Raw genomic sequence first — 26383 nt, 5'->3', positions numbered from 1 at the left:
GGCTTTCCGGCAAGGACATGCGATTCGCGCCTGCTGCGCAATGAAAATTAACCAAACTGCGGCAAGGAGTTGGCATGGGGTCCCAACCGATGTTCCAGCCGATCAGTCCGGGGGCGTTCCGGCTCCTGCTCGCGCTTCTCGTGGTCGTCGATCACGCCTCTGGGCTGCACCTGGGGCTGGCCGCCGTCTATCTGTTCTTCATCCTCAGCGGCTTCTGGATCCACCGGATGTGGGAGACGAAATACCGGTTGGCGCGGGGCAAGCTCGTGACCTTCTATCTCAGCCGGCTGTGGCGCCTCGTACCCGTCATGGCGGGGGCAATGGTGATCACCGTTTTGGTGCAGTCAGTAATCGACGGCGTTGACCCGCGAGCTCTGCTTTCCGGCATGACGGCGATGCAGCTCCTCAGCCATGTCTTCATTCTCGGGTACGGGCTGACCCCGGCGCCCCTGTTGCTGCCGCCTGCATGGACACTCGATCTCGAGATGCAGTTCTACCTGCTGGCCCCGCTGCTGTGCCTAGCCATACGGCGGACGGGGATCGTCCTGCCCCTGGCGGCGACGACTGTGCTGGCGATCTATCCGTCCCTTGCCTCCGCATTCCTGCCGGTCGCACCCTACCTCGTCCTGTTCGTCATCGGGATGGCGGCCTCGGCCCGTCAATGGCGACCGGGCAGCCGGCTCCAGTGGCTCAGCGCCGGTGCGACCGCAGCGCTGTTTGCAGGACTGGTCGCCTCGGGCCACCAGGCGGTGCTCTTCGCGTCCGGCGACGATCCTGCAACTTCCGCGCTCAACTGGGTGGCCGCGCTGTTCCTCGCCCCGGTTGCCCTGGGCACGGTGTGGCGTCCGAGCCCACGCGATGACGCTGTCTTCGCGGACCTCAGCTACATCATCTATCTCGTTCACTGGCCGCTGGTCCAATGGGCTGCCGCGATACCGGACGATGCCTCGCCACTGGCCTGGGCGGCACTTGCCTGTGCGGTCGTCCTGCTGCCTGCTGTCCTGCTTGTCGTCGACAGGGCGCTGGGGCGGACGCGCACCGCATGGGTCGCGGGAAGGCTCCGCGCGGCAAGCCGATCCCTTCCGGAGCCGATCCGGACGGAGCAGCCTGCCTCCGCCCCTGCCACTGCGAAACCCGCCGCATAAGGGCTTGACCGTCACAGGTTCGCCGTCTAACCGCGCCCGCTCTTGCCCCGTCGTCTAATGGTAAGACTACGGACTCTGACTCCGTCTATTGAGGTTCGAATCCTCACGGGGCATCCATTCCTGCCAGCCGATACACCGCGCGACGTTCCGGTCGATTGACTCCGCTTGCACTCGGCGCCAAAGGCGTTATTGCAAGTGATTATCAATAGTATCTGAACCGCAGGAACGCCCATGAGCAAAGCCAAGACCCGCAACTTCCTCGTCAAGTGCCACCTCTGGGCGGCGGGCCTCCTGGCGCCCCTGTTCATACTCGTCGCCTACACGGGCGCGGCCTACCTGCTCGACTACAAGGGCGAGGTGAAGGAAACGCCGCTGGCCGTGCCTGCGGGCACCGCGCTCGACCCCGAAAGCCCGACTGTCGAGGCGGACGTGCGCAGCATTCTCGCCGCCAACCAGTTGGACGTCGATTTCGACTACCTGCGGATGGGCGATAATTCGATCACCACGCGTCCGACCAGCCGCGATTTCGTCAGCTTCGAACGTACGGATGGAACCTGGACGGCGACGCTCAACCAGCCCGACCTGCAATATGCCCTGATCGAACTCCACAAGGGCCACGGCCCGGCGCTCTATCGCTATTACCAGATCCTCGCCGCGGTGGTCCTGTTCCTCGTCGTGCTGGGCGGGCTGATCGTAGGCTGGATGGCCCCGGCCTATCGCCGCGCGACCGGCATCGGCCTGGGTGCGGGAACGGTCGTCTTCGGGGTGCTGGCTTTCGTTCTCTGACCGGCACAGTGTGATGCGGGGTGACTTGCCCCCGTCATGCCTTGCGCCTAGTGGCTCAGCCAATGACCGAACCGAACAACGAACACCAGCTTAGCGACCGCCGCTTCTATCACGCAGAGGAAGAGGCGCGGCTCGCCGAACGAAGCCCCACCGATACCCCGCAGACCCGGCATCCGGCCTATCGTCTCGCCTTCCAGGATACCGACTTCCTGCTGCGCGAGGAACTGCGCCCGGTGCGCTTCCAGCTCGAATTGCTGAAGCCCGAGATGCTACTGGAGGAGGCCGGCGTCGGTTCCACGCTGGTGATGTACGGATCCGCCCGCATCCCGGCGCCCGAGGAAGCCGAGGCCCGGATCGCTGCCGCCAAGGACGGCGATGCCTACGAACAGAAGGTGGCGCAGAACCTTGCCGCCAAGGCGAAGTATTACGACGAAGCCTACAAGCTCGCCCGGCTGGTGAGCGAGAAGTCGATCGTCGAAAACGGCCAGCGGCAATTCGTGGTCTGCTCCGGCGGCGGCCCGTCGATCATGGAAGCGGCCAACAAGGGCGCCAGCGACGCCGGTGCCGAGAGCATCGGCCTCAACATCATCCTGCCGCACGAACAGGCGCCCAACCGCTACGTAACCCCCTACCTCGCGCTCAACTTCCACTATTTCGCCCTGCGCAAGATGCATTTCCTGCTGCGCGCCAAGGCGGTGGCGGTGTTCCCGGGCGGGTTCGGCACCTTCGACGAGTTCTTCGAGCTGCTGACGCTGGTCCAGACCGGCAAGATGAAGCCGATGCCGATCCTGCTGTTCGGCCGCGATTTCTGGACCCGGGTGGTGGATTTCGAAGCCATCGCCGAGGAAGGCACGATTTCGCGCAAGGACTTGGAGCTGATCACCTGGTGCGAGACAGCCGACGAGGCCTGGGACCACATCGCGCGCTTCTACGAGATCAGGGGCTAGTCGGTCCGCACGGCCTGGTGGCCCAGCGGGCCCGAGCCGGAACCAAACCCGGGTGCCTCCAGGATCGCCTGGCGGACGAATCGGCGTGCCCGGGATACGGCCTCTTCCAGTGCCAGCCCTCGTCCGAGGAAAGTGGCGATGGCGCTCGCCAGCGTGCATCCCGTGCCGTGGGTGTGACGGGTCACGATGCGCGCCTCGTTCCAGACGAGGTCGTCGTGTCCAGGCCGCACGAGGCGATCCTCCAGAATGGGGCCGTCGGCATCGCCACCCTTGGCGAAATAGGCCACACCGCGCGCAGCCATCGCCTCGTGCCCGCCGAGCGCGAGGAGTTCGGGAACATTGGGCGTGGTGAGGGTGGCCAGCTCCATCAGCCATTCGAAAACGGACACGGTCGAATCATCGGCCAGCACCGCGCCGCTGGTCGCGATCATCACCGGGTCGAACACGAACGGGCAGGGCAGGTCCTCCAGCCGGTCGGCCACGACCTCGGCGATATCGGCATTGCCGAGCATGCCGATCTTGACGGCATCGACCCCGATGTCGCCGATGCAGGCATCCATCTGCGCGGCAACGAAGGACGGCGACAGGACTTCCACGCCGGTGACGCCCGTGGTGTTCTGCGCGGTGACGGCGGTGATCGCCGTCATGGCATAGCCGCCGAGCATGGTGACGGTCTTGATATCGGCCTGGATCCCCGCGCCGCCCGAACTGTCGGACCCGGCGATGACGAGAACGCGGGGCGGCGGGGCGCTCACCCCTTGAACTTGCGATCGGTTGCAGGCGGGTAGCTGTCGTGAAGCTTCCTTGCGCGGGTCGGCCGGTCCATCAGCTCGCCGCCGCAATTGGGGCAGCGATCGTCCAGCGCGTCTGCGCAGTCCGCGCAAAACGTGCATTCGAAGCTGCAGATGAAAGCGCCGGGATCTTCCGCCGGCAGTTCGGCGCCGCAGCGTTCGCAATCGGGGCGCATCTCCAGCATCAGCCGGCCGCCCGGACTGCGTCGCAAATCCGGTCCACCACCGCCTCGACCTGCGCCGCGTCGTCACCCTCGGCCATGACCCGAATGACCGGCTCGGTCCCCGACGGACGGATGACCACGCGCCCGCGGCCGGCCAGCTCAGCCTCGGCGTCGGCAATGACGGCCTTGACCTTCTGATCGTCCAGCGGCTTGCCGCCGGCGAACCGCACGTTCTTGAGCAATTGCGGAACCGGGTCGAACACATGCAGCACTTCGCTCGCCGGTTTCTTGAAGTGCCGCAACGCAGCCAGCACCCGCAGGGCCGCGACGGTCCCGTCGCCGGTGGTGGCATGGTCGAGCAGGATCATGTGGCCGGATTGCTCCCCGCCGATGTTGAAACCGCCTTCCTTCATCCGTTCAAGGACGTAACGGTCGCCGACGCTGGTCCGCTCCAGGGTCAGCCCCTTGCCGGTCAGGTAGCGTTCGAGGCCGAGGTTGCTCATCACCGTGGCGACGACGCCGCCCCCGCGAAGGACGCCCTTTTCCGCCATGCGAGTGGCGATCAGCGCCATGATCTGGTCGCCATCGACCGCGTTACCCTTCTCGTCGATGACGATCAGCCTGTCTGCGTCTCCGTCGAGCGCTATGCCGACATCGGCCCCTTCGTCGACCACCTTGGCCTTGATCGCATCGAGCGCGGTCGAACCGACGCCGGCGTTGATGTTCGTCCCGTTGGGGCTGACGCCCAGGGTCACGACATCGGCCCCCAGTTCCCAGATCGCCGAGGGGGCGACCTGGTAGGCCGCGCCATGTGCGCAGTCGATCACCACCTTGAGCCCGTCGAAGCGGGTTTCGGTGCTAATCGATTGCTTGAGCGCATGGATGTAGCGGCCGCGCGCATCGTCGATCCGGCGGGCGCGCCCTATCTCGCTCGGCGCAGCAAGGCGCGGCTCGGCTTCGATCAGGGCTTCGATCGCCAGCTCGGTTTCGTCGGAGAGCTTGAAGCCGTCCGGGCCGAACAGCTTGATGCCGTTGTCGAGATACTTGTTGTGGCTGGCGGAGATCATCACCCCGAGGTCCGCGCGCATTTCGCGCGTCAGCATGGCGATGGCGGGGGTCGGCAAGGGCCCTGTCTGGATCACGTCCATGCCGACGCTGGTGAACCCTGCGACAAGGGCCGATTCCATCATGTAGCCGGACAATCGCGTGTCCTTGCCGATAACAACGCGGTGGCGATGGTCGCCGCGGCGGAAATGGGCGCCTGCCGCCTGCGCGACCTTCATGGCCATGGCGGCGGTCATGTTGCCGGAGTTGGTTTCGCCGCGGATCCCGTCGGTGCCGAAAAATTTGCGTCCCAAGTCCCGTCCCCTCGGCAGGCATCGCGCCTGCGGATAAGTGTTGCGGTCGAAACCGCGATTTGCCACGCGCTTTAGAGTGCCAGCGCCTGTCATGGGAAGGGCCAAACGCAAAAAGGGGCCACAGCTTGAGCGAAGGAAAAATGGAGATGCGGCCGGTCGAGCCGGGCGACGCGGGCCTCGTTACCATTCGCCTGCCGGTGTGGTGGACTTTCGGCGGACTGCTGGCGGGCCTGACGGTCGGCTGGGCGCTGGCGGGAAGCGATATCGTCGACAGCGTGGTGGAAGTGACGGGGCCGGTCGGCACGCTTTGGCTGCGCGCGCTGCAGATGACCATCATCCCGCTGGTCGCATCGCTGCTGGTGGTCGGGATCGCCAAGATGATTGCCGCCGCCAGTGCCGGGCGGACCGCTTTGCTGATGATCCTGTCGGTGGCCGCGCTGCTGGTGTTCAGCGGTGTGGCGGCGACCATCGCCACGCCCATGCTGCTGGATATTTTCCCGCCGCCGCCGGGTGCAGCGCAATTGCTCCAGGCCCCCGAGATGACCGGGCAAGAAGTGCCGACCATCGGTGATTTCATCAAATCGCTCGTGGCGCCCAACATCGTGGCTGCCGCCGCCGAGACGGCGACGCTGCCGCTCACCATCTTCTTCGCCCTGTTCGCGGTCGCGGTCGCGCGGCTGCCGGGCGCGCAGAAGGCAACCCTGTTGGCGGTGTTCCATGCGCTGGCGAACGTCATGCTGACGATCATCGGCTGGGTCCTGTGGGTTGCCCCGATCGGCGTCTTCGCGCTTGCGGTGGGGGTTGCGGCAGAGGCCGGCGGGGGCGCTTTTGCCGCCCTTGCGCACTACATCGTCGTCGTCACGGCCGTCGGGACGATCGTGTTCCTGATGGCCTATCTCGTCGGAACGATCGGTGGACGGATTGCCCCTGGCGCATTCCTGCGCGCCCTGTTGCCGGCACAGGCCGTCGCCATTTCGACGCAAAGCTCGCTGGCGAGCCTGCCGGCCATGCTCGACAGTGCGCGGCGGCTCGGCGTGCGGGAAGAAGTGGCCGATTTCGTCCTGCCGCTGGCGGTTGCGATCTTCCGGGCGACAAGCCCGGCCATGAACCTGGCCGTCGCGCTCTATGTTGCGCATCTCGCTGGGGTCGAGCCGACCCTCTGGGTGCTTGCAGCGGGCGTCGCGGTAGCCTTCGTGATCAGCATCGGGTCGGTCAGCCTGCCCGGTTCGATCAGTTTCGTCATTTCGATCGGGCCGATTGCGCTCGCGATGGGCATCCCGATCGAGCCGCTGGCCTTGCTGGTGGCGGTCGAAATGCTGCCCGACATCATGCGTACGCTGGGCAATGTCACCATGAACGTTGGGCTGACGGCTGCGCTCGACCGGCAAAATTCGTCGCGGCTGCAACCGGGCGGCGGTTGAAGCGTTCGCCAAGCAGACCCATTATCGATCCACATCAAGAAACGGGAGATCACCCATGGCTTTCGACGTAACCCCGCTGCCCTATGCCGATACCGCGCTGGAACCGGCCGTGTCGGCAAAGACGCTGTCGTTCCACCACGGCAAGCATCACAAGGCCTATATCGACAAGATGAACGCCGCGATCGAGGGCACCGATCACGCCGACAAGTCGATGGAAGATATCATTGCCGCCGCCCGCGGCAGCAACCAGGGGCTGTTCAACAACGCCGCCCAAAGCTGGAACCACGGCTTCTACTGGCACTCGCTGGCCGAAGACGGCGGCACGCCCAATGACGAACTGAAGAGCATGATCGAAAGTGCGTTCGGTTCGATCGATGAACTGCTGAAACAGCTGCAGGACCGCGGCGCCGGGCACTTTGCCAGCGGCTGGGTCTGGCTGGCGGAAAAGGATGGCAAGCTGACCATCGAGGAAACCCATGACGGGGATACGCTCGCCGACAAGGACGGTATCAATCCGCTGCTGGTCATCGACCTGTGGGAACACGCCTATTACCTCGACCACCAGAACGCGCGGCCCGCATATCTCAAGGCGGTGACAGAAGGCGGCAAGCTCAACTGGGGCTTCGCGGCCGAGAACCTCGCGCGCGGAACGACCTGGAAATATCCGAACTGAGCCCGGAGCTCGGCGCAATGGCAAAGGCCCGCCCCGAACGATCGGGGCGGGCCTTTTCTTTGCCGGAAAGGCCTGGGACTATCGGGTGGGTTCCGAAACGCCTTCCCCGGCGGCGACGACGTCGAGTTCGTCGAGAATGGCGTCATGCGCGATTTCGTCGCGGGTCGAGCGTTGCGGCACCGAGCCGTCCTCGAGCATCTCGGACAGCGCTGCTCGCGCGCGCCCAACGCGGCTCTTGATCGTACCGATGGCGCAGCCGCAGATCTCGGCAGCTTCCTCGTACGAAAAGCCGCCCGCCCCGACCAGCAGCAGGGCCTCGCGCCTTTCCGCCGGCAGCGTCAGCAGCGCGCGGTGCATGTCGCTCAGATGGATCGGCTCTTCCTGTCCGGCAGGGGCGGTCAGGATCCGCTCGGCTACCCCTTCGTCATACTCCCCGCGAAAACGGTTGCGGCGCATGTCGGTAAGGTAGGCATTGCGCAGGATGACGAAGGTCCAGGCGCGCATGCTGGTGCCGGGTTCGAAGCGATCCTGCGCAGCCCATGCTTTCATAAGGGCTTCCTGGACAAGATCGTCGGCCATGTCCGGACGGCCGCAAAGGCCGCGGGCGAAGGCTCGAAGATGGGGGATGACAGCTTCCAGCTCCCGCCTGAAATCTGTCCGCTCCGCTACGGAGCGCGGTGCCGAACTCATCGGGCGTTGTCTCCGCCCTTGGGAGTCTCATTCGCAGCGCTGGCTGACGGCGCAGGGACATCAAGCTTCGACAGCAGGTCCTTGAAACTGTCGGGCAGAGGTTCGTCGACGACGGAATCGTACAGCTGGCGCAGGCCATTGGCCCATTCGGGCTTTGCGGCCTTCGTCCCGGCGACGGATCCATCTGGCTTTGGAGGTTGTATGGTCATGATCCTGTGCGTTTATGCAGCGAAGCGTCATACATGGGGAGCGCACGCTGTATTTTGGTACCAGATTGCGGAACGAAAGCGGCCAAGCTTGGTTCCCGTCTAAAGCGTCGTCTGTCCCGGGGACCGAGAGAGGGATCGTCCTTGTCATCTTTGCCGCCACTGAATCTCGGGCGTTCCGGGCGCTGGCTCGTCAGTTTTCCGCGCGCCCTTCCCCTGGCAATTTTTGCTCTCGTGGCGAGCATCACGCTTGTCAGCGTCTATGCCGTCGAACAGGGCGAAAACCGGCGGGAGCAGGTGCAGACGGACCAGATCGCCAGTTCCATCGGTGCCACGCTGGAGCGCCGGGCGAGCACATCCTCGGCATATCTGCGGGCTGGCGCCGCCCTGTTTTCGACGGTCGACGCGGTCCCCTACGAACTGTTCGAACGCTTTTCGCAGGAACTCCGGCTCGACAACAAGTACCGCGTTTCGGGCGGTATCGGTTGGGCCGAGGTCATTTCGCCCAATGCTGCTGCCGCTTTCGAGGACCGCGTCGGCAGGCAGCTGGGGCGCGATGTGGACGTCTACCGTATGCCGGCCGCGCCGGAGCTGCCGTCACTGGTTCCGGTCGCCTTCGCCCTGCCGGATTCCGAACGCGTGCAGCGCGCCATCGGCTTCGACCTCTATTCCGAACCCTCCCGCAGGGCGGCCATGGAAACGGCGGCGCGGACCCAGGAACCGACTGCCACCGAGAGGGTCATCCTGGTCAGCGGCGAGGACGGCCCCAATCCGGGCTTCCTGATCTTCATGCCGGTTTACGGCCAGGCCGGCGGCGAACGCGCCTTGCGCGGTTTCGTCTACAGTCCCTTCGACGGACAGGAGTTTCTCGAAGGGGCGCTTTACAACGGTCTGGTGGGTGCACGCCGCGTGAACCTTTACGATGGGACTCCGGACGAGGGAAACAAGCTTGCTGGCTTCCAGGAAGAGAACGGCGAGGGCATGACGAGCCGGTATCGCATCATGGTCGGCTCGCGCCCCATGACGGTGGAGGTACAGTCGGCCAAGGGAAATTCGCTGTCGCCCGTGTCCACCCTCACGCTGGTCTTCGGCCTTGCCGTCGCCAGCCTCGCCATGCTGGTGGCGCGCTTGCTGACGCGGCAGGCAAACGAGGACATGGCCGCAATCGAATATTATTCGGAACAGAATGCCATCCGCATCTCGTTGACGCGCGAGCTAAACCACAGGGTCAAGAACACCCTTGCCAACGTCCTGTCGATCATCGCCCTGACCAAGCGCCGGAGCGAGGATCTGGATAGCTTCGCCGCAAGCCTGGACGGACGCATCAGGGCCCTGTCGGCGACCCATGACCTGCTGACACAGTCGGAATGGGGCGCGACCCCCCTGAGAGAGGTCGTGGAAGCCGAAATGGCCCCCTATGCAAAGGGCGACGAGCGGATGCTCGAACTCGACGGCCCCAATGTCGAACTGGCGCCCAACGATGCGCTTTCATTCGGCCTCGCAATCCATGAACTGGCGACCAATGCGGCCAAATACGGCGCGCTCAGCGCAGCTGGCGGCAGGGTATCGGTCAAATGGGCGCGCGAGGGCGAGGACAAGGTACGGGTCGAATGGCACGAGCAGGGCGGGCCGCCCGTTCCCGAAACCCGCCATCGCGGCTTCGGCACCGAGCTTGTCGAGAAGATTGTCGCCCACGAGCTGCGCCACCCGGTAGACCTGCAATTCGAACGCAGTGGTGTGCGCTGCACGCTGATGGTGCCTGTGCGCAAGCCGAGCGAATTCGCCATCAGGGCCGGGCGCTGACGCCTTGCGGCGGTAGCAGCCCGGCGCCGGGACGCCCTATCCGATCAGAACGGGCGGCTCGAGTTGAAGAACAGTGCCTGGCTGATCGCCGCGCGCACGCTGGCTTCCTGGAAAGGCTTGGTGACGAGATAGGTCGGTTCCGGGCGATCGCCGGTCAGCAACCGCTCGGGATAGGCGGTGATGAAGATCACCGGCACTTCGAACTGCTGCAGGATGTCGTCGACCGCATCGAGGCCGGACGAACCGTCGGCAAGCTGGATATCCGCCAGCACCAGGCCCGGCTTGACTTCGGCCACGGCATCGACGGCCTGGGTCCGGGTCGCTGCGGTCCCTGCAATCTCGTGTCCGAGCCCGCGGACAAGGTCCTCGAGCTGCATGGCGATCAGCGGTTCGTCTTCGATGATGAGCACGCGCGTTGCCGATTCGCGATCGATTTCGGCCACGGCTTCACGGACAAGGCTCTCCACCGATTCCGGCTCCATGTTCAGGATTTTGCTGGCTTCCTCGAGCGTGAAATCTTCCAGCGTGGTCAGCAGCAGGGCCTGCCGGCTGAGGGGGGTGATCGTCCGGAGCCGCTCGCTCGCGGTGGCCTCGTGACCATAGCCTTCGGCCATTTCCGGTTCGGCCTCGAAATAGCTACTCGAAAACAGCGACGTGAACACGCGGTAGAGCGGCACGCGGCCGTTGCCGATCTCGGCGCGCAGCCCGTCGTCTGCGATTGCGGCTTCGAGCGTGGCGCGAACATAGGCGTCACCGGTCTGCTGCGAGCCTGTAAGTGCGCGGGCGTAACGGCGCAGCAACGGCAGGTGTGTGGCGACGGCTTCAGAAATTGACATGATTACCCTTCCCGGATGGATTTGCACAGCAAACGAGCCGCGCGCGTCTCGGTTCCTGCCTCGTGAAAATTCGCCGGATAAACCGGCTTGCAGGCCGGTCTGAAAAAAACGAAAAATTTTTTCGTGCCGGGGGAACCGGACTTCAGGCGGAGCATTCTAGCAGTATCACCGCCGCGACCCCCCTCCCGTCCAACCGGTGGTGATACGATCCCGTAAGGCCCTCGCCCCGACCCCGGAGCGAGGGCCTTCAACGTTTGCAGCGGCTAGATGGCCTTTTCGAAAATCCAGTATTCGCGGTTGACCTTGCTGCCGATGGCATCGGCGATGGCGACCATGCCCTGGTTGTCGTCGAGGACCCAGCCCAGTTCTCCCCGGCGCGAGTCGAACTCCGCGACCGCGCAGCGACGGATGTCCTCGATCATCATGAAAGCAAGCTGGCTTGCCAGGCGGGAATTGTGGAGGTCCTTCGTCACGCCCATCAGTGGCACGCGCATCCCCGCGCCCATCGGCTTGCGCAGCCAGCGCAGCAGGTGAAACCAGCCGAACGGCCATAGCTTCCCGTTCACTCGCTTAAGGACATCGTTGATGTCGGGAAAGGTCAGCATGAAGGCGACGGGCTGGCCGTCCAGTTCGGCCACGCGGTTGAGCTCGGGGTGGATGATCTGCCGCAGTTTCTTGCCGGCATAGGCCACCTCTTCAGGGGTGAAGGGCACGAAGCCCCAGTTCTGCGACCATGCATCGTTGAGGATGCGCAGGACGATCGCGATTTCCTCGTCGAAACGCGCAAGATCGACCGGCCTGATACGGATCCGCTCGTTGCGTTCCCCCGACTGGACGATCCGCTGGATCAGGGGCGGGAACTCCGCCCGGACGTCGATATCGTAGGTCAGCAAGGCTTTTGCCTTTATGAAACCGGCAGCCTCGATCCAGGCGCGATAATGCGCCGGGTGATGGCCCATCATGATCATCGGGGAGTGGTCCTGGCCTTTTACCAGAAGCCCGGGCTCCTCCCAGATCGACAGCGAGATGGGGCCGAGGATGCGCGTCATGCCCATCTCGCAGTGCCACTGCTCGGCCCTGTCGAGCAAGGCCGCAGCGACTTCGGCGTCTTCGGCGTCGAAATAGCCGAACATGCCGGTGCCCGGGCCGAGGCCCTGTTGGCGCGGGATGTCGAGAGCGAGATGGTCGATGTGTGCGGAAATCCGGCCCACCGCCCTTCCGCCGCGGCGGGCGATGAACAGCGCGACCGTCGCATGCCCGAAGAACGGGTTCTTGTCGGGGTCGATCAACTCCATCATCTCGGAGAACAGCTGCGGCACCGAATGCGGCTCGCGCGCGGCAAATTCCCGGCCGAGGCGGACGAAGGCCTGGCGACCCGCCTTGTCGGTCACGGGCTCGATCACTATCTGGCGGTCGCTCACGCTCGGCACCCCGTTGGCTCGTTCATGCTGGGGCTTCCTGTGTCTGCTACGGGCGTGAAGTCAAGTTGGCCAGTCGATTACTCTGGCCGTAAGGCCGCGTTGTCCTTTGCCTGCGGGATGCGGTAAGGGCCATCCTCGAGACAGAACCCATGACCATCGAACAGACCCTCGATCCTGCGCAGTCCGCGCCGAAAGCGACCGCTTCGAGCTGGCATGCGCAAATGCCGGACGACAAGGCCATGCTGCGCGCCGCGCGCGATGCCACCAGGGATCTCGGCGAAGCCCGTGCCGCGATCTACTGGCCCGACATGATCGGGTCGGCAGCGCTCGGCTATGCCGGGGTCGCGGGTGCCATCCTCGCCGGTCCGGTGGCTGCCAAGATCGCCTTCGGACTGGTCGGTGCCCTGGCATTCTATCGCGCGCTGATGTTCATCCACGAACTGACGCATCTCCACCGCGATGCCCTGCCCGGGTTCCGCACGGGCTGGAACCTGCTGGTTGGCATCCCGCTGCTGGTGCCGTCCTTCATGTACGAGAATGTGCACACGCTGCATCACAAGCGCACGCAGTACGGCACGGTAGAAGATCCCGAATACCTCCCGCTCGCCCTGATGAAGCCGTGGAGCCTGCCGGTGTTCGTGCTGGTGGCACTGCTGGCCCCGGTCGGGCTGATCCTGCGGTTCGCAGTGCTGGTGCCCCTGGGTGCGGTTATCCCGCCGCTCCGGCGGCTGGTGTGGGAACGCGCCAGCGCCCTGTCGATCAATCCCGATTTCCGCCGCCGCCCGCCGGAGCCAGATTTCCGGCCGCGCGTCCTCTGGCAGGAAACCGCTGGCATGCTGTGGGCCTGGGCCTTGATGGGCAGCGTGTCCCTGTTCGGATGGGCGCCCTTGCTGACGGCCGGTGCAGTGCTGTCGCTCACCGCCGTGCTGAACCAGCTGCGCACGCTGGTGGCGCATCTATGGGAAAACGATGGCGAGGCGATGACCGTCACCGCTCAGTTCCTCGACAGCGTCAACGTGCCACCGCCGGGCCTCGCCGCGGAAATCTGGGCGCCGGTGGGCCTGCGTTATCACGCGTTGCACCACCTGATGCCCTCTATGCCCTACCACGACCTGCCAGAGGCGCACCGCCGGCTGCGCCGGGAACTGGGTGCTGGCTCGACCTATGAAGGCGCGAACCACCCCGGGATGCTGCACTTGGTTGGTCGTATCGCACGCAGCACGATGGCGGCTCGCTGAACCGTCAGTCAAGGAACCGGATCATAGCACAGCGGCGATCCGCAGGCAGCCCGTGATCCACCTCGACCGCTAGCTCGCCCGCAAGACGGGGGTGGGCGTCGAGCGCCGTGACCTCATCGAACCCAAGCCTGTGATAGAACGGGGCGTTCCAGGGAACGTCACGGAAGGTTGTGAGCGTGACAGCCTTGAAGCCCGAATTGGCAGCGTCGATCAGGCAAGCGCGCAGGAGGCCCGCGCCAATCCCTCGCTGCTGGAAATCCGGATCGACATTGAACTCCCAGATATGCAGCTCGCGTCCGAACGGCTCGTTGGCAAGCCAGCCCGCCATGCGTTCGCCGACATGGGCGACAAGACAATGTCCCTTGCGGATAAAGCGCTGCAGGCGTTCGACAGGGACAATGTGCTGCCCGGCCAGCCCTGCCAGCCCCTCGATTGTGTCGAACAATCTGCCCGCCCGCGCTTCGATTGCCGGCATTTGCTCGGCATCGCCGGGCCGGGCGAGCCGCAAGTGCCAGTCGGCGCTCACTCCTCGGTCCGGATCAGTACGGTCTCGCCGACCAGTAGGAACAGGAAGAAGGGCGCCCACGCGGCGAGCAGCGGCGGGTAGCCACCGAAGCTGCCCATGGCGAGCGCGGCATTGTCGACGACGAAATAGGCGAAGCCCAGCGCCATGCCGATCACCGCGCGGACGAACAGCTGGCCGGAACGCGCCAGGCCGAAAGCGGCAACCGCGCCGAGCAGCGGCATCAGGAAGGCGCTCAGCGGCCCTGCCAGCTTGTGCCACCACTTTGCGCGCAGCTCGCTGGTGCGGCGACCGGTCGCCTCGTAGGCGTCGATCGCGCTGCCCAGCGACCAGAAGGGTTCGGCATCCGGGTCGATCGCCTCGAGCTCGATCTGGTCGGGGGTCAGGGCCTTGCCGATCACGATGCTGTCGACCTCAGTGGTGGCGGCTGTGGCGACGTCGAACTCGCGCGCATTCTCCAGTCGCCAGCCAGGTTTGACGAAGCTCGCGCGGGGCGCCCTGATCTGCCGTTCGATGCTGCCGGCCGGGGTGCGCTGGTACCATGTCACATCGCCCAGCTTGATGGATGTGCCCGTGCCGGTGACGGTCCTCGCGGTGAGGATATTGGTCCCGTCCGTGATGTAGACGTTCGCCTTGACATTGCTTTCGGCCGGCAAGGCCCCGTATTCCGTGGCATCCCACGCTTTCAGCGTCGCCGTGGCGCGGGTCACGACGCGTTCGTTGAAGACGAAGCTGGTGGCCGATACCAGCAGTGCGGTCAGCAATAGCGGCGCGAGCACCTGGTGGGCGGACAGGCCGGCCGCCTTCATGGCGATGACTTCACTGTTCTGGTTCAGCGTGATCAGCGAAATGATGGTCGCAAGCAGGACCGAGTAGGGAAGGAAACGCTGGATGAGCTGCGGGATGCGCAGCGACGCATAGGTCAGCAGTTCGGCCTGGCCATTGCCCGGGACCTTGAGGATGTCGCCGCTGGTGGAAAGCAGGTCGAGCATCATCAGCACCAGCACCAGCATCACCAGCACGGCAAGGATGCGCACGACGAACAATTTCGCGAGATAGAGCGTCAGTGTGCGCGACGGGAAGAAGTCCAGATGCATTGCGGGCGGCTCCGGCTTCTATTCGTCTGGCTGAGGCGCTACGGGCTGCGCGAAATCGTCGGTCCGGTGACGGCGGCGGCGAAACAGCTTGCCTAGCCGCTTCGACAGCTTGGCGAACGCGCTCTCGAGCGCTCCGATCGGTTGCCCCCCGGGCTTGAAAGCCAGCGTCCAGTACATCCAGACAATCAGTGCGGCAAACACCACGAACGGGCCCCACAGGGCAGGGATGGGATCGACCCGGCCCAGGGCGGCGATGTCTTCGGCGTATTGGTTCACCTTGTGGTAGGCGACGACCATCACGATGGACACGAACACCCCGAGCGCGCTGCTCGATCGTTTGGGCGGTACGGCCAGAGCCACCGCCAGCAGCGGCATCAGCAGCATCATCACCACTTCAACAAGCCGGAAGTGGAAACTGGCCTGGCTGGCGTCGCGCTTGACGGCCGGCTCCGCGCGGTTCCAGCCGATGCTCAACAGTTCGGGCAGTATGTACTCGCGCTCGGCATCGCCGCGGGCGCGAAACTGCTCGATCCGCGGCAAATCGATCGGCAGGTCGTGCCGCGAAAAGCTCAACACCCGCGGGGTCTGCCCGCCCGTGTCCTGGACGATGGTGCCTTCAGTCAGGCGCAGGATGATGGTGTCGGGACTGTCGGTGGTCGCAAGGAAACGGCCTTCCCGTGCGCTGATCGACAGGACCTGCCCCTTCTCGTCGGAGACCCGGGCGAAAATGCCCTTGAGCTGGCGACCGTTGTCCTCGCTCTCCTCGATGCGGAGCGCCATGCGGTCGGCCAGCGTCGTAAATTCGCCGACCTTGATCGAGGCGCCGAGCGAGCCCGAGCGCAATTCGTATTCCAGCAGTTCGTAAGTATAGCGGCTCATCGGCTGGATGTAGAACACCAGCGCGACATTGACGGCGACCAGCACGGCGGTGATCGCATAGGGCACGCGCAGCAGCCGGCCATAGCCCATGCCGACCGCGTGGAGCACGTCGAGTTCGCTGGTGGTGGCAAGCTTGCGGAAGGCGAACAATATGCCGAGCAGCAGGCCGAGCGGGATGGCGAGGCTGGCATATTCGGGGATCAGCGCCCCCAGCATCTTGAACACGACGCCGACCGGGCCCCCTTCGACCGCGACGAAATCGAACAGCCGCAGCATCTTGTCGAGCAGCAGCAGCGATGCCGCGAGCACGAACACCGACATCATCGGCACTATCGTCAGCCGCAGGATGTACCGGTCGATGGAGGGGAGGAATCGGAGCAAGGTTCGCGCTTGGCTGTTGGTGTCGTTCCCGCCCTAGCGGCAAATTACGCTGCGGTCATGCCCTGTGATGGCGGGAATGCCGGTCAGGCCTTTTCCAGCGTGCATTGCAAGGGATGCTGGTTCTGCCGGGCGAAATCCATCACCTGGTTCACCTTGGTCTCGGCCACTTCGTAAGGAAAGATGCCGCATACCCCGACGCCTTTCTGGTGGACGTGCAGCATGACCCGCGTCGCCTGGTCCAGATCCATCCTGAAGAACCGCTTCAGCACCATCACCACGAATTCCATCGGGGTGTAATCGTCGTTCAGCATCAGCACCTTGTACTGGCTCGGCTTCTTGGGTTTGGCGACGGTCTTGGTAGCGACGCCGACCTGGCTGCCGCCGGCACCCCCTTGGCCGTCCTCGTCGCCGGCCATGCGGATGGCGACGGTCGCGGCAGCGAAAAAGGGAGGGGAAAGGTCGGTCATCGGCCCTGCAATATCGTATCGGCGGCAGGCGTTGCAAGATGGGCCTTGCAGCTTAAGCGAAGCCTAACCGGAAAAAGAAAAGGGCTGGACAGCTTTCGCTATCCAGCCCTTCCAGTATCCGGCCGGGTGGGAGAGGAGAGGTTACCCGGCCTTCAAACTGTTTCGTCGAACCTCAGGCGGCCTTCGAGAACTTCTCGGCGGCTTCGCTGTAGCGGGTCGAAATCGGGGCGAAAGCTTCGTTGGCGAGCTTCAGCCACGCTTCGGTGCTCTTCGAACCATAGGCGACCACAGCGTCGAAGTTGCGACGAGCGAGTTCGCCCTGCAGCTTGACGAGTTCGGTCGGCGACTTGACGGCGGTCATCGCCTTGACGTCGGCGGTCACGACTTCGGCAGCCTTCTTGGCTTCTTCGAAGCCTTCGCGCGCCATGGTCTGCATGCCGGCGGCAAGGACCTTGCCCGAAGCGACGACGGCTTCGAGGTTCGCCTTGTTGAACTCGGCAACGTCGCCGGCGAGTTCGGTGCCCTTGGTGTAGGCGCCCTTCAGGCGGGTCTGCGCCTCGGCAGCGTATTCCTTGGCGGTTTCAGTGATCTTGGTGGTGTCGGTAGCCATGATGGTATCCTTGATCTTGGAAACGGTAGCGGTCAGCGGCGCAGCCTTCCTGGCGGCGACGGTCTTCTTGGGTGCAGTCTTGGCGGCGACCTTCTTGACCGGAGCCTTCTTGGCAACGGGCTTGGTCACGGCCTTCTTCGCAGCAGGCTTCTTCGCCGCCGGCTTCTTGGCAGGGGCCTTCTTGGCCGGAGCCTTCTTGGCCGGTGCGGCCGCGGTCTTGGCGGCAGGCTTCGGAGCCTCGGCGGCAGCTTCGGCCTTCGGGGTATCTACTTTCTTGGCAGCTGCTTCGGCAAAGGCCTTCTCGGCAGCGGCATCGATCTTGCTCGTGGCGGTGTCAGCCATGGGAATGTCCTTACTTCACGTACTGCATTATGTTGCAGTGCACAAAATAGGCATTGCAAGCGCGAAGTCAAGGATTTTTTGTGCAGTGCAACATAAACCGGAAAGGGCCGTGATTGCAAGGGGTTGCGAGGCGGTTCAGCGGCTCATCACATACCGGCCCGGCGCATCCTCGATGACGCTGTCGTCCTTCCCCGAGCCGGGTGCACGCTTGCCGGCAGCCTTCACTCTCTTGCCGCCCTGGGCGCGGATCCACTCGATCCAGTCGGGCCACCAGCTGCCGGGATGCTCGACCGCACCGTCACGGAATTGCTTCAGCGTCTCGACCTTGGGATCCTCGTTGATCCAGTACTGGTACTTGCCGCTGTCGGGCGGGTTCACCACCCCTGCGATATGGCCGGACCCCGCCAGCACGAAACGGATCGGGCCGGTGAAATGGTCGCGGATCTTCCACACGCTTTCGGCCGGGGCGATATGGTCTTCCTTGCCGGCCTGGACGTAGGTCGGCACGGACACGCGCGTCAGGTCGATCGGCGTCCCGTCGGCACTGAGCGCATCGGGCACCACAAGCAGATTGTCGCGATAGAGCTGCTCAAGATAGGCCTTGTGCCACTTGGCCGGAAGGTTGGTCACGTCGCCGTTCCAGTGCAGCAGGTCGAAGGCCGGATAATCCTCGCCCAGCAGGTAGTTGTTGACGACGTAGTTCCAGATGAGGTCGGTCCCGCGCAGCAGGTTGAAGGTCGCGGCCATGTAACGCCCGTCGAGGTACCCCCCGCCCGACAGCGCCTCGATCGCGGCGAATTGCTTGTCGTCGATGAAATGCAGCAGTTCGCCCGCCTTGGTGAAATCGACCTGCGCGGTGAAGAAGGTTGCGCTGGCCACCTTGTCCTGCTCTCCCCGCCGGGCAAGGATCGCCAGCGTCGCCGCCAGCGTCGTCCCCGCCACGCAATAGCCGATCGCGTGAACGCTCGGCACATCGAGCCGCTGGCGGACATGGTCGATGGCATCGATTTGGGCGCGGATGTAATCGTCCCACACCACGTCCTTCATGCTCGCGTCGGCCGACTTCCAGCTCGCGACGAAGACGGTAAGGCCCTGGTCCACCGCCCAGCGGATGAAGCTCTTCTTCGGATTGAGGTCGAGGATGTAGAAGCGGTTGATCCACGGCGGGAAGATTATCAGCGGGGTCTCGATCACCTCCCCGGTCGAAGGCGAATACTGGATCAGCTGGTAGAGCGGGGTCTCGTGCACGACCTTTCCGGGCGTCACGGCGATATTCTCGCCCAGCTTGAAGGCATCGGGATCGGTGTGGGTAAGCTGCCCGCGCCGCATGTCGTCGAGCATGTGCTGCATGCCCCTGACCAGGTTTTCGCCCTTGGTCTCCAGCGTCCGTTCCAGCACAACCGGGTTGGTCGCGGCAAAGTTCGACGGGCTCAGCGCATCGATCACCGCCTTGACCGCAAAGCGCAGCTGCTCGCGCTTGTCCTTGTCGACGCCTTCGATCCTGTCGATCATGCCTTCGAGCTGTTCGGCCATCAGCAGGTAGCTCTGGTGGATCAACGCGAACACCGGGTTGTTGCTCCAGCGTTCGTCGCGGAACCGCTTGTCCTTGCGCGGCAGCTCGGGCGCAGCGGCGGAATTGTCGCCGAACTGGCCCCCGAACTGGCCGAGCACGCCCTGCCACATCTGCAGCGCATCGCCCCAGAACGCCTGCTGCGCCGAAAGGTCGACCATCGGCATGCGTTTGTGGAAGCTGTCGAGATACGCCATCCAGCGCGTCGGGTCGGGCAGTTCCTTCGCCAGCTTCGCGGCCTGTTCCGCCTGGAACGACAGCCACATCGCCTGCATGGTGCTGGCGTTCTTGGCCCACGCCCCGGCATCGCTCAGGCTGGCGAGGTCCGGCATCCCCGTGGGCATCGCGCCGGGCATCATCTGGCCGAAGATCGAGCGTGCGGCCTCGTCCTGCAGGTCGAACAGCTTGCTGAATGTGCGGTCGGGGTCGGTCTTGTCGCTCATGCGCTTGTCTCCTGCGCGGCAATCCTTGCGCAATCGGCGCTGTGGCTGCAAGGCCCACTTTGCATGACCCAATGGCGCATTCGATTGCGCGCCCTGCAACATTGCGCCACTAGAGCCAACCTGCAAAGCTGCAGGGCTACAGGAACACGACAGACCGGGATCCCATGAACACCGACTTCTACCGCATCAAGCGCCTGCCCCCCTATGTCATCGCTGAAGTCAACGCGATGCGGCATGCGGCGCGCTCGGCGGGCGAGGACATCATCGATCTCGGCATGGGCAATCCCGACCGCCCGCCGCCCCAGCACGTCATCGACAAGCTGTGCGAAGTCGCAGCCAAGCCCGACGCGCACGGCTATTCGCAGTCGAAGGGCATTCCCGGCCTTCGAAAGGCCCAGGCCAATTACTATGCCCGCCGGTTCGGCGTGGAACTCGATCCCGAGCGGGAAGTGGTCGTCACCATGGGCTCGAAGGAAGGGCTGGCGAGCCTTGCCACCGCAATCACCGCGCCGGGCGACGTGGTGCTGGCGCCCAATCCGAGCTACCCGATCCATACCTTCGGCTTCATCATTGCCGGGGCGACGATCCGCAGCGTGCCGACCACGCCGGACGAGAATTACTGGAGCAGCCTCGACAAGGCGATGGCCTTCACCGTGCCGCGCCCCAGCGTCCTCGTCGTCAACTACCCCTCCAATCCGACGGCCGAGACCGTCGATCTGGCATTCTACGAACGGCTCGTGGCCTGGGCGAAGGAAAACCAGGTCTGGGTGCTGTCCGACCTTGCCTATTCCGAACTGTGGTTCGACGGCAAGCCGACCCCGTCGATCATGCAGGTGCCGGGCGCCAAGGATGTGGCGGTGGAGTTTACCTCCATGTCGAAAACCTACAGCATGGCCGGCTGGCGCATGGGCTTTGCCGTGGGCAACCAGCAGCTGATCGCGGCGATGACCCGCGTGAAAAGCTATCTTGATTACGGCGCCTTCACCCCGATCCAGGCGGCCGCATGCGCCGCGCTCAACGGACCGCAGGATGTGGTCGAGGAAAACCGCCTGATCTATCACAAGCGGCGCGACGTGATGGTGGAGGCGTTCGGGCGGGCAGGCTGGGACATCCCGCCGCCGCCGGCCAGCATGTTCGCCTGGGCTCCGCTGCCACCCGCGCTGGCGCATCTCGGCAGCCTCGAATTCTCCAAGCAATTGCTGACCGAGGCAAAGGTGGCCGTGGCCCCGGGCGTGGGTTACGGCGAAGAGGGCGAGGGCTTCGTCCGTATAGCCATGGTCGAGAACGAGCAGCGGCTGCGGCAGGCGGCGCGGAACATCAAGCGTTACCTGGCCAGCATGGGCGTCAACACCGGCGCGGCCTGAAGACCCGAACCAGGCGACACCAGAGGCCCGCGGTTAGCCGGGGAACATGTCACGCATCGTGGCGATTGCATTGCCGATTCGTACAATTTCGCCTAGTCGTTTGTGCAAGCTAGGAGTGTAATGCCATGGGGTCGCCCCGCTTCCGTTCGCTAACGGACCGGCAAATCGAAGTACTCGTGCGCATCGACAGGCGCATGCCGATCAAGCTCGTCGCCGACGAACTCGGTGTTTCCGAAAGCCGCATCAACCAGCATATCCGTGCGCTCAAGGACACTTACGCCGTGTCCAACCTCAACGATCTGTGCGCAGCCTACAGGGCGGAGCTGGAGGGGGAAGGCGAACCTGCACCCTCCAGAAATGTTGCATCGACAATTTCTGGAGTGCCGCCCAAGGCCGAAATCGACGAACCAGAAGACCGGGTCGCACCCGGGGAGTTCGTCCTGGCCGATGTGGCGCCACTTGCGATCGAGGCGCCATGGTTGGTCAGGCACGAGCCCCGGGTAGTCCCCGGGGTGCTCGACGGCGATCATGCTGTCCTCTATCGCCTAGCCGTCATCATCGGTCTGGCCATTGCGTTCATCGTATTGGTCATTCTGGTGGTGACGGCGGCACTCTCCGTGAGTCAGGCGTCGGGCGGAAAGCAGTTCGGACCCCGTGATCGACAAGTGCAGGCGGGATCCCTCGAACCGGCTGCCTGAACGGAGCCATCCAGCCATGACCGCACGCATCGTTGAAGACGCCGCCCTGATCCGCAAGCACATCCGCGAGGCCGAAGCGGTCACCGACGAAGCGATGATCGCCTGTTCGAAGCTGAAGCAGGTCATCCTGAAAGCGCGGCAGAACCCCGATGTCGGTGTCGATGCGGCCCAGAAGGCGATGTTGCGGCTGCTCCAGGCCGAGCAGCAGGCCCTCGCCATGTCGACCAATCTGCTGCGGGTGCACGAAGAACTGAACAAGGTCAGCCGGGAATACATGGGTCCGGGCGGCGAGGCCGGCGAAACCTATATCTCGCCCAGCGCCATCGAAACCCCGCAGCCGGCCCTGGTCGACTGAGCGGGAGGCGAGGGCCGCGGATGATAGCGCTCCTGCTGCAATACGAGGGCACGATCCTCAATGTGGCGAGCGTCGCGCTATTCGTCGCGGCCCTGCTGGCGGGCGGCGGCCCCGAACGGGCCTGCGCTGGGACATTGCTCGGCATGGTCGTGATGGACCGGACGTACCACGCCTTCTTCGGCCCGTCCGATACCTTCGCTGTGATCGATCCCTGGCACCTGCTGCTCGACACGGCAGCGCTGGTCTGTTTCGTGACGGTCAGCCTGCAGGCCAACCGGTTCTATCCGATGGTGCTCGCTGCCGCGCAGCTGGTGGCCTTTACTGCGCACATCGTGCGCATGTTGGCAGAACCGGTGACGAGCCTTTCCTACTACCTTCTCTTCACCATTCCCTTCTGGTTCCAGCTGCTGGTGGTTGCGGGGGGAATTGCCCGCCACCTGAGGCGCACCCGGCGCCTCGGCCCCTATCGCGACTGGCGCACGCCGCCGGGTCGCGGGTCAAGGTCGAGTTTCGTCTGATGGGCGTGCAGCAAAGGATACGCGCGGACGGGCAGGCGCTTCCCTTGCTGTCGTCCCAGGGTGGCGCGATACCGCCGCCGCTGGCCGATCCGGCCTTCCTCGGCTATCTTCACGCCAAGTTCGAAGGTGCGGCGGAGGAACGCCTGCACATCGTCTATTGCGATGCGGCACAGCGCTACCTCCATGACGAGACCTTTGTCATCGGCAGCAGCCGGCACCTGGTGCTCAAGGCCCGGCCGCTGGTGCATCGGGCGCTTTCCATCGGCGCCGGCAGCCTTATCATGGCGCACAACCACCTTTCCGGACGGTGCCGGCCCAGTCCGCAGGATATCCATGCGACACATCGGCTGCAGGAACTGGGCGCCGCGCTGGAACTGACGCTGATCGACCACCTGATTTTCACCCGCGAGCGGTTTTTCAGCATGGCCGCAGCCGGATTGCTCGCCTGACCCTTCGTACGGGCTGGACAGACCAGTCCCGATCGGCAACTCTTCGCGGCAATAGCCGCAGGAGAGAACCCCGATGGATTTCCAGACCAACGACCGCGTCTCGATCATGCTCGAAGACGATGGCGTGGCCCAGGTGCGCTTCATCCGTGCCGACAAGATGAATGCGCTCGACAGCCTGATGTTCGAAACCATGATTGCGGCCGGCGATGCCCTGCAGGCCCAGCCGGGCGTGCGCGCCGTGGTGCTGTCGGGCGAGGGACGTGCCTTCTGCGCCGGGCTCGACCTGTCGAACTTCGGCAATGCGGGTTCGGGCAACAGCCCTGCCGGCGGCACGCTGGCCGACCGGACCCATGGCGATTCCAACCGGGCGCAGCAGGTGGCGACGCAGTGGCGCAAGCTCAAGGTACCGGTGATCGCCGCAATCCACGGCGTGTGCTTCGGCGGCGGGCTGCAGATCGCCAGCGGGGCCGACATCCGCGTGGTCCATCCGGCGACGCGCATGGCGATCATGGAGATGAAGTGGGGGCTGGTCCCCGACATGGGCGGCTATCCGCTATGGCGCGGGCTGGTGCGCGACGACGTGCTGCGCGAGCTGATCTACACCAACCGCGAATTCAGCGGCGCAGAAGCGCAGGCGCTGGGGCTTGCCACCCATGTCAGCGAGGATCCGCTCGGCAAGGCGACCGACCTTGCCCGGATCATGGCCGACCGCAACCCGCATGCGATGCAGGCGGCCAAGCGCATCACCAACATGATGTACGATGCCAGCGGGGCCGAGCTGCTGATGGCCGAAAGCGTCGAACAGGACGCCGTCATCCGCAAGCCGAACCAGATCGAGGCGGTGATGGCCGGGATGCAGAAGCGCAAGGCCAGCTACGCCGACGTCTAGGCCGCAGCGGGGGGAGCATTTTCCTACACGCTTGTCCGTCGCTAAGGGGGATTTGGCTCTTTCCGATCGTGACTGGCACGAAGGCCCTACACCGGGCGCTGTTGGGTTTTGGTGTGAACTTAGTGTGACTTTCCGATACCAAATCGCTGAATAACAGGGATTTATCCGAAAATCGCCATGGCCTGCTGGCCGGCCAGAACCTGTTGCCCTGCGGCGTTCCACAGCCGCAGCCGCTCGCTCGAATAGCCGTGATCGGCATGGTCGCTCGCGGTCTCGCCCAGCCACCAGCCATCGCGCGTGGTCGCTTCGGGGTCGAGCACGTTGAACGACCAGTTGACCGAGCTGAACGGCCCCTGCCGCTGCATCGCCCGCATGGATCCGGGCGGCAGGGTGTCGCCCATCAGGATCAGGGTCGAGACCGGGTCGAGGGTCTCCGGCTCGCGCAGGCGGAACCAGCGGCGGACGAGCGGCGCGCCCGGCCCGCTCGTGTCCTGTGCGCGGCGGATGTCGTAGCGCGAGATGAAGTGATTGCCCGGCGGCTGCGGCAGCGGCTCGAAATCCTCCGGATCACGCGGCCAGGGCTCGACCTTCGGGGCGGGATGGACGGCATTGGGTTCGCGTTCGGTCCCGAAGACCCATAGCGCCGTCAGCCCGACCGCGCCTTCGACCAGCAATTCGCTGCGCACGATGGCGACATTGCGACCCTGCCGGACCATCTCGACCCGCGTGGCGATTTCCTGCCCGACCGGCCCGACGAAACCGACCTGCGCCGATCGCAAGGGCGGAAGATCGGGAAAGGCCCGCCTTGCCGCGGTATAGGCAATGAGCGAGCCGGCGCCGCCATAGAGCGTGCGGCCCTGCATCCACCCCTCTGCCGCGAGGGTGACGGGGGCGGTGCTGCCGTCGGGGGCGGCATTGATCGGTGCGAGCAGCTGGGCAATCGACATAGCCGCCGCTCATACCGGATCGATTGCAAAGCGCTACCCTCCCGGGCGCGCATACGAGCGGGGCGCGGAATAGCAATTGAACTGCCGCGTGAAGGGCGCTAGGGGGCCGCTTCCCGCACGACGCAGCAGTGGCACGCGCGGGCTCGGCCCGATGGCGGAGTGGTTACGCAGAGGACTGCAAATCCTTGCACGCCGGTTCGATTCCGGCTCGGGCCTCCACCACATCACTGCATGGGCGCCGCTTTAGCTCAGTTGGTAGAGCACATCATTCGTAATGATGGGGTCACGTGTTCGAGTCACGTAAGCGGCACCATTTCCCTCATTCCTGCATCGTCACTTTGAGTGCCGGCTCCGGCATGTCGAACATCCCGACCACTGCGTGCGGCACATAGGGGGCTTCGAGGGCCATCAGTTCTTCGACAGTCAGTTCAATATCGAGTGCCGCCACTGCATCGGTGATATGGCCCTGCCTGGTCGCTCCGATGATGGGGCTGGTGACGCCGGGCACCTGTAGCACCCACGCCAGCGCCACCTGCGCCATCGGCACACCGCGCGCCTTGGCGATCGCCTCGACTGCGTCGATAACCTTGCGGTCGGCCTCTTCGGTGCGGCTGTAGAGCAGCGACTGGATGCGGTCGGTTTCGGAGCGCGCGGTGCCTTGGGCATCGGCCGGGCGGGCGAGCTTGCCGCGGGCGAGGGGGCTCCACGGCATCACCGCAATGCCCTGGTCGCGGCATAGCGGCAGCATCTCGCGCTCTTCCTCGCGGTAGAGCAGGTTGACGTAGTTCTGCATCGAGATGAATTTCTTCAGGCCCGCCTTGTCGGCCAGGTGCAGCATCTTCTGGAACTGCCAGGCGTACATGCTGGAGGCGCCGAGATAGCGGACCTTGCCGCTGCGCACGATGGCATCGAGCGTCTCGACGATTTCCTCCATCGGCGTGTGCGGGTCGAGCCGGTGGATCTGGTAGAGGTCGATATAGTCGGTGCCGAGCCGGCGCAGGCTGTCATCCACCGCATGCATCAGCGCCTTGGCGGACAGGCCGCCGGTGTTGGGTGCGTTGCGCCAGCGGAAATGCGCCTTGGTCGCGATCACGATCTCGTCGCGGCGGGCCATGTTCTTGAGGATGCGCCCGGTAATTTCCTCGCTGGTGCCGCCCGAATACATGTTGGCGGTGTCGAAGAAATTGATCCCGGCTTCGAGCGCCTGGCGGAAGAACGGGCGGGCCTCGTCTTCGCCCATGGTCCAGTCATGCCCCTCGGCCGCGGCATCGCCGAAGCTCATGCACCCAAGGCATAGCCGCGAGACGGTGAGGCCCGAGCGGCCGAACTGGGTATATTGCATCGAAGCTCTCCTTGACGGGCGGCAAGGCGT

Annotated in this window: 28 protein-coding genes and 3 tRNA genes; 16 read left to right on the top strand and 15 right to left on the bottom strand. The window is 64.7% G+C overall.

Features of this window, described 5'->3' with window-relative positions; translation table 11 throughout:
- Nucleotides 1-74: 74 nt before the first annotated feature.
- The 4 genes from WAB17_RS03240 (at nt 75) to WAB17_RS03225 (ending at nt 2878) form a co-directional block, all read left to right on the top strand.
- The gene (locus WAB17_RS03240) at nt 75-1145 is read left to right on the top strand and encodes an acyltransferase family protein (protein ID WP_435418597.1); all 1071 of its coding nucleotides are present in this window, start codon (nt 75-77) and stop codon (nt 1143-1145) included.
- A 43-nt stretch (nt 1146-1188) separates the two neighbouring features.
- Nucleotides 1189-1262 (top strand) — tRNA-Gln (locus tag WAB17_RS03235).
- Between the two features lie 114 nt (nt 1263-1376).
- Nucleotides 1377-1931 carry a PepSY domain-containing protein gene (locus tag WAB17_RS03230; RefSeq protein WP_435418596.1) on the top strand — a complete coding sequence of 185 codons (555 nt, stop codon included), beginning with the start codon at nt 1377-1379 and terminating at the stop codon, nt 1929-1931.
- A 62-nt stretch (nt 1932-1993) separates the two neighbouring features.
- On the top strand, nt 1994-2878 hold the full coding sequence (locus WAB17_RS03225; protein ID WP_435418595.1) for a TIGR00730 family Rossman fold protein: 885 nt from the start codon (nt 1994-1996) through the stop codon (nt 2876-2878).
- On the opposite strand, the gene thiD is transcribed toward WAB17_RS03225, so the two are convergent.
- From thiD to glmM, 3 genes are read right to left on the bottom strand one after another with little or no spacing between them, the layout of a single operon-like run.
- Complete coding sequence (gene thiD, locus WAB17_RS03220; RefSeq protein ID WP_435418594.1) at nt 2875-3633, bottom strand: bifunctional hydroxymethylpyrimidine kinase/phosphomethylpyrimidine kinase; 759 nt, start codon at nt 3631-3633, stop codon at nt 2875-2877. The genes WAB17_RS03225 and thiD overlap by 4 nt on opposite strands.
- On the bottom strand, nt 3630-3854 hold the full coding sequence (locus WAB17_RS03215; RefSeq protein WP_435418593.1) for a DUF1272 domain-containing protein: 225 nt from the start codon (nt 3852-3854) through the stop codon (nt 3630-3632). Before WAB17_RS03215 ends, thiD begins: the two co-directional genes overlap by 4 nt.
- Nucleotides 3854-5191, bottom strand: coding sequence for a phosphoglucosamine mutase (gene glmM / locus WAB17_RS03210; protein WP_435418592.1), 1338 nt, complete (start codon nt 5189-5191; stop codon nt 3854-3856). Before glmM ends, WAB17_RS03215 begins: the two co-directional genes overlap by 1 nt.
- 140 nt (nt 5192-5331) lie before the next feature.
- Between glmM and WAB17_RS03205 the strand changes: the two genes are divergently transcribed.
- Nucleotides 5332-6612 (top strand): dicarboxylate/amino acid:cation symporter, encoded by a 1281-nt coding sequence (locus WAB17_RS03205; protein WP_435419321.1) that lies wholly within the window; start codon nt 5332-5334, stop codon nt 6610-6612.
- 55 nt (nt 6613-6667) lie between these two features.
- Nucleotides 6668-7285: a superoxide dismutase gene (locus tag WAB17_RS03200; RefSeq protein ID WP_435418591.1), complete on the top strand. Its 618-nt coding sequence runs from the start codon at nt 6668-6670 to the stop codon at nt 7283-7285.
- Between the two features lie 78 nt (nt 7286-7363).
- Here WAB17_RS03200 and WAB17_RS03195 read toward each other — a convergent pair whose 3' ends face one another.
- Nucleotides 7364-7975 (bottom strand): sigma-70 family RNA polymerase sigma factor, encoded by a 612-nt coding sequence (locus WAB17_RS03195; protein WP_435418590.1) that lies wholly within the window; start codon nt 7973-7975, stop codon nt 7364-7366.
- The gene (locus tag WAB17_RS03190; RefSeq protein WP_435418589.1) at nt 7972-8184 is read right to left on the bottom strand and encodes a NepR family anti-sigma factor; all 213 of its coding nucleotides are present in this window, start codon (nt 8182-8184) and stop codon (nt 7972-7974) included. Before WAB17_RS03190 ends, WAB17_RS03195 begins: the two co-directional genes overlap by 4 nt.
- A 231-nt stretch (nt 8185-8415) precedes the next feature.
- Here WAB17_RS03190 and WAB17_RS03185 point away from each other — a divergent pair, with 231 nt between their 5' ends.
- On the top strand, nt 8416-9984 hold the full coding sequence (locus WAB17_RS03185; RefSeq protein ID WP_435418588.1) for a CHASE domain-containing protein: 1569 nt from the start codon (nt 8416-8418) through the stop codon (nt 9982-9984).
- A gap of 44 nt (nt 9985-10028) precedes the next feature.
- Here WAB17_RS03185 and WAB17_RS03180 read toward each other — a convergent pair whose 3' ends face one another.
- The gene (locus WAB17_RS03180) at nt 10029-10820 is read right to left on the bottom strand and encodes a response regulator (RefSeq protein WP_435418587.1); all 792 of its coding nucleotides are present in this window, start codon (nt 10818-10820) and stop codon (nt 10029-10031) included.
- A gap of 263 nt (nt 10821-11083) precedes the next feature.
- Entirely contained in the window at nt 11084-12241 is a 1158-nt protein-coding gene (locus WAB17_RS03175) for an N-acetyltransferase (protein WP_435418586.1), read from the bottom strand.
- Between the two features lie 149 nt (nt 12242-12390).
- On the opposite strand from WAB17_RS03175, the gene WAB17_RS03170 reads away from it, so the two are divergent.
- Nucleotides 12391-13479, top strand: coding sequence for a fatty acid desaturase family protein (locus tag WAB17_RS03170; protein WP_435418585.1), 1089 nt, complete (start codon nt 12391-12393; stop codon nt 13477-13479).
- Between the two features lie 4 nt (nt 13480-13483).
- Here WAB17_RS03170 and WAB17_RS03165 read toward each other — a convergent pair whose 3' ends face one another.
- The 6 genes from WAB17_RS03165 to WAB17_RS03140 form a co-directional block, all read right to left on the bottom strand.
- The gene (locus WAB17_RS03165; RefSeq protein ID WP_435418584.1) at nt 13484-14005 is read right to left on the bottom strand and encodes a GNAT family N-acetyltransferase; all 522 of its coding nucleotides are present in this window, start codon (nt 14003-14005) and stop codon (nt 13484-13486) included.
- Nucleotides 14002-15099, bottom strand: coding sequence for an LPS export ABC transporter permease LptG (lptG, locus tag WAB17_RS03160; RefSeq protein ID WP_435418583.1), 1098 nt, complete (start codon nt 15097-15099; stop codon nt 14002-14004). Before lptG ends, WAB17_RS03165 begins: the two co-directional genes overlap by 4 nt.
- A gap of 18 nt (nt 15100-15117) precedes the next feature.
- Nucleotides 15118-16359, bottom strand: coding sequence for an LptF/LptG family permease (locus WAB17_RS03155; protein ID WP_435418582.1), 1242 nt, complete (start codon nt 16357-16359; stop codon nt 15118-15120).
- Nucleotides 16360-16442: 83 nt separating this feature from the next.
- Entirely contained in the window at nt 16443-16775 is a 333-nt protein-coding gene (gene clpS / locus WAB17_RS03150; protein WP_435419320.1) for an ATP-dependent Clp protease adapter ClpS, read from the bottom strand.
- A gap of 223 nt (nt 16776-16998) precedes the next feature.
- Nucleotides 16999-17778: a phasin family protein gene (locus WAB17_RS03145; RefSeq protein ID WP_435418581.1), complete on the bottom strand. Its 780-nt coding sequence runs from the start codon at nt 17776-17778 to the stop codon at nt 16999-17001.
- Between the two features lie 135 nt (nt 17779-17913).
- On the bottom strand, nt 17914-19791 hold the full coding sequence (locus tag WAB17_RS03140; RefSeq protein WP_435418580.1) for a PHA/PHB synthase family protein: 1878 nt from the start codon (nt 19789-19791) through the stop codon (nt 17914-17916).
- Between the two features lie 164 nt (nt 19792-19955).
- Here WAB17_RS03140 and WAB17_RS03135 point away from each other — a divergent pair, with 164 nt between their 5' ends.
- The 6 genes from WAB17_RS03135 (at nt 19956) to WAB17_RS03110 (ending at nt 24064) form a co-directional block, all read left to right on the top strand.
- A complete protein-coding gene (locus WAB17_RS03135) occupies nt 19956-21155 on the top strand; it encodes an LL-diaminopimelate aminotransferase (RefSeq protein WP_435418579.1) in 1200 nt (399 codons plus the stop codon).
- A 194-nt stretch (nt 21156-21349) separates the two neighbouring features.
- On the top strand, nt 21350-21853 hold the full coding sequence (locus tag WAB17_RS03130) for a hypothetical protein (RefSeq protein WP_435418578.1): 504 nt from the start codon (nt 21350-21352) through the stop codon (nt 21851-21853).
- Between the two features lie 16 nt (nt 21854-21869).
- The gene (locus tag WAB17_RS03125) at nt 21870-22208 is read left to right on the top strand and encodes a hypothetical protein (protein WP_435418577.1); all 339 of its coding nucleotides are present in this window, start codon (nt 21870-21872) and stop codon (nt 22206-22208) included.
- A gap of 20 nt (nt 22209-22228) precedes the next feature.
- A complete protein-coding gene (locus tag WAB17_RS03120) occupies nt 22229-22726 on the top strand; it encodes a hypothetical protein (protein WP_435418576.1) in 498 nt (165 codons plus the stop codon).
- Between the two features lie 44 nt (nt 22727-22770).
- Nucleotides 22771-23175, top strand: coding sequence for a JAB domain-containing protein (locus tag WAB17_RS03115; RefSeq protein WP_435418575.1), 405 nt, complete (start codon nt 22771-22773; stop codon nt 23173-23175).
- Nucleotides 23176-23248: 73 nt separating this feature from the next.
- A complete protein-coding gene (locus WAB17_RS03110; RefSeq protein WP_435418574.1) occupies nt 23249-24064 on the top strand; it encodes a crotonase/enoyl-CoA hydratase family protein in 816 nt (271 codons plus the stop codon).
- A 161-nt stretch (nt 24065-24225) separates the two neighbouring features.
- Here the strand turns inward: WAB17_RS03110 and WAB17_RS03105 are convergent, their stop codons facing one another.
- Nucleotides 24226-25011, bottom strand: a complete 786-nt coding sequence (locus WAB17_RS03105; RefSeq protein ID WP_435418573.1) for an acyl-CoA thioesterase — start codon at nt 25009-25011, stop codon at nt 24226-24228.
- A 145-nt stretch (nt 25012-25156) separates the two neighbouring features.
- Here WAB17_RS03105 and WAB17_RS03100 point away from each other — a divergent pair.
- Nucleotides 25157-25230: transfer RNA gene (locus WAB17_RS03100), tRNA-Cys, on the top strand.
- An 18-nt stretch (nt 25231-25248) separates the two neighbouring features.
- Nucleotides 25249-25324: transfer RNA gene (locus WAB17_RS03095), tRNA-Thr, on the top strand.
- Nucleotides 25325-25330: 6 nt separating this feature from the next.
- On the opposite strand, the gene WAB17_RS03090 is transcribed toward WAB17_RS03095, so the two are convergent.
- Nucleotides 25331-26353 (bottom strand): aldo/keto reductase, encoded by a 1023-nt coding sequence (locus WAB17_RS03090; protein WP_435418572.1) that lies wholly within the window; start codon nt 26351-26353, stop codon nt 25331-25333.
- Between the last annotated feature and the right edge of the window lie 30 nt (nt 26354-26383).

The sequence above is a fragment of the Parerythrobacter aurantius genome (assembly GCF_045291475.1).
GTDB lineage: Bacteria > Pseudomonadota > Alphaproteobacteria > Sphingomonadales > Sphingomonadaceae > Parerythrobacter > Parerythrobacter aurantius.
Note: the sequence above shows the minus strand (reverse complement) of the source record. Positions and strands in the feature narration are given on the sequence as shown.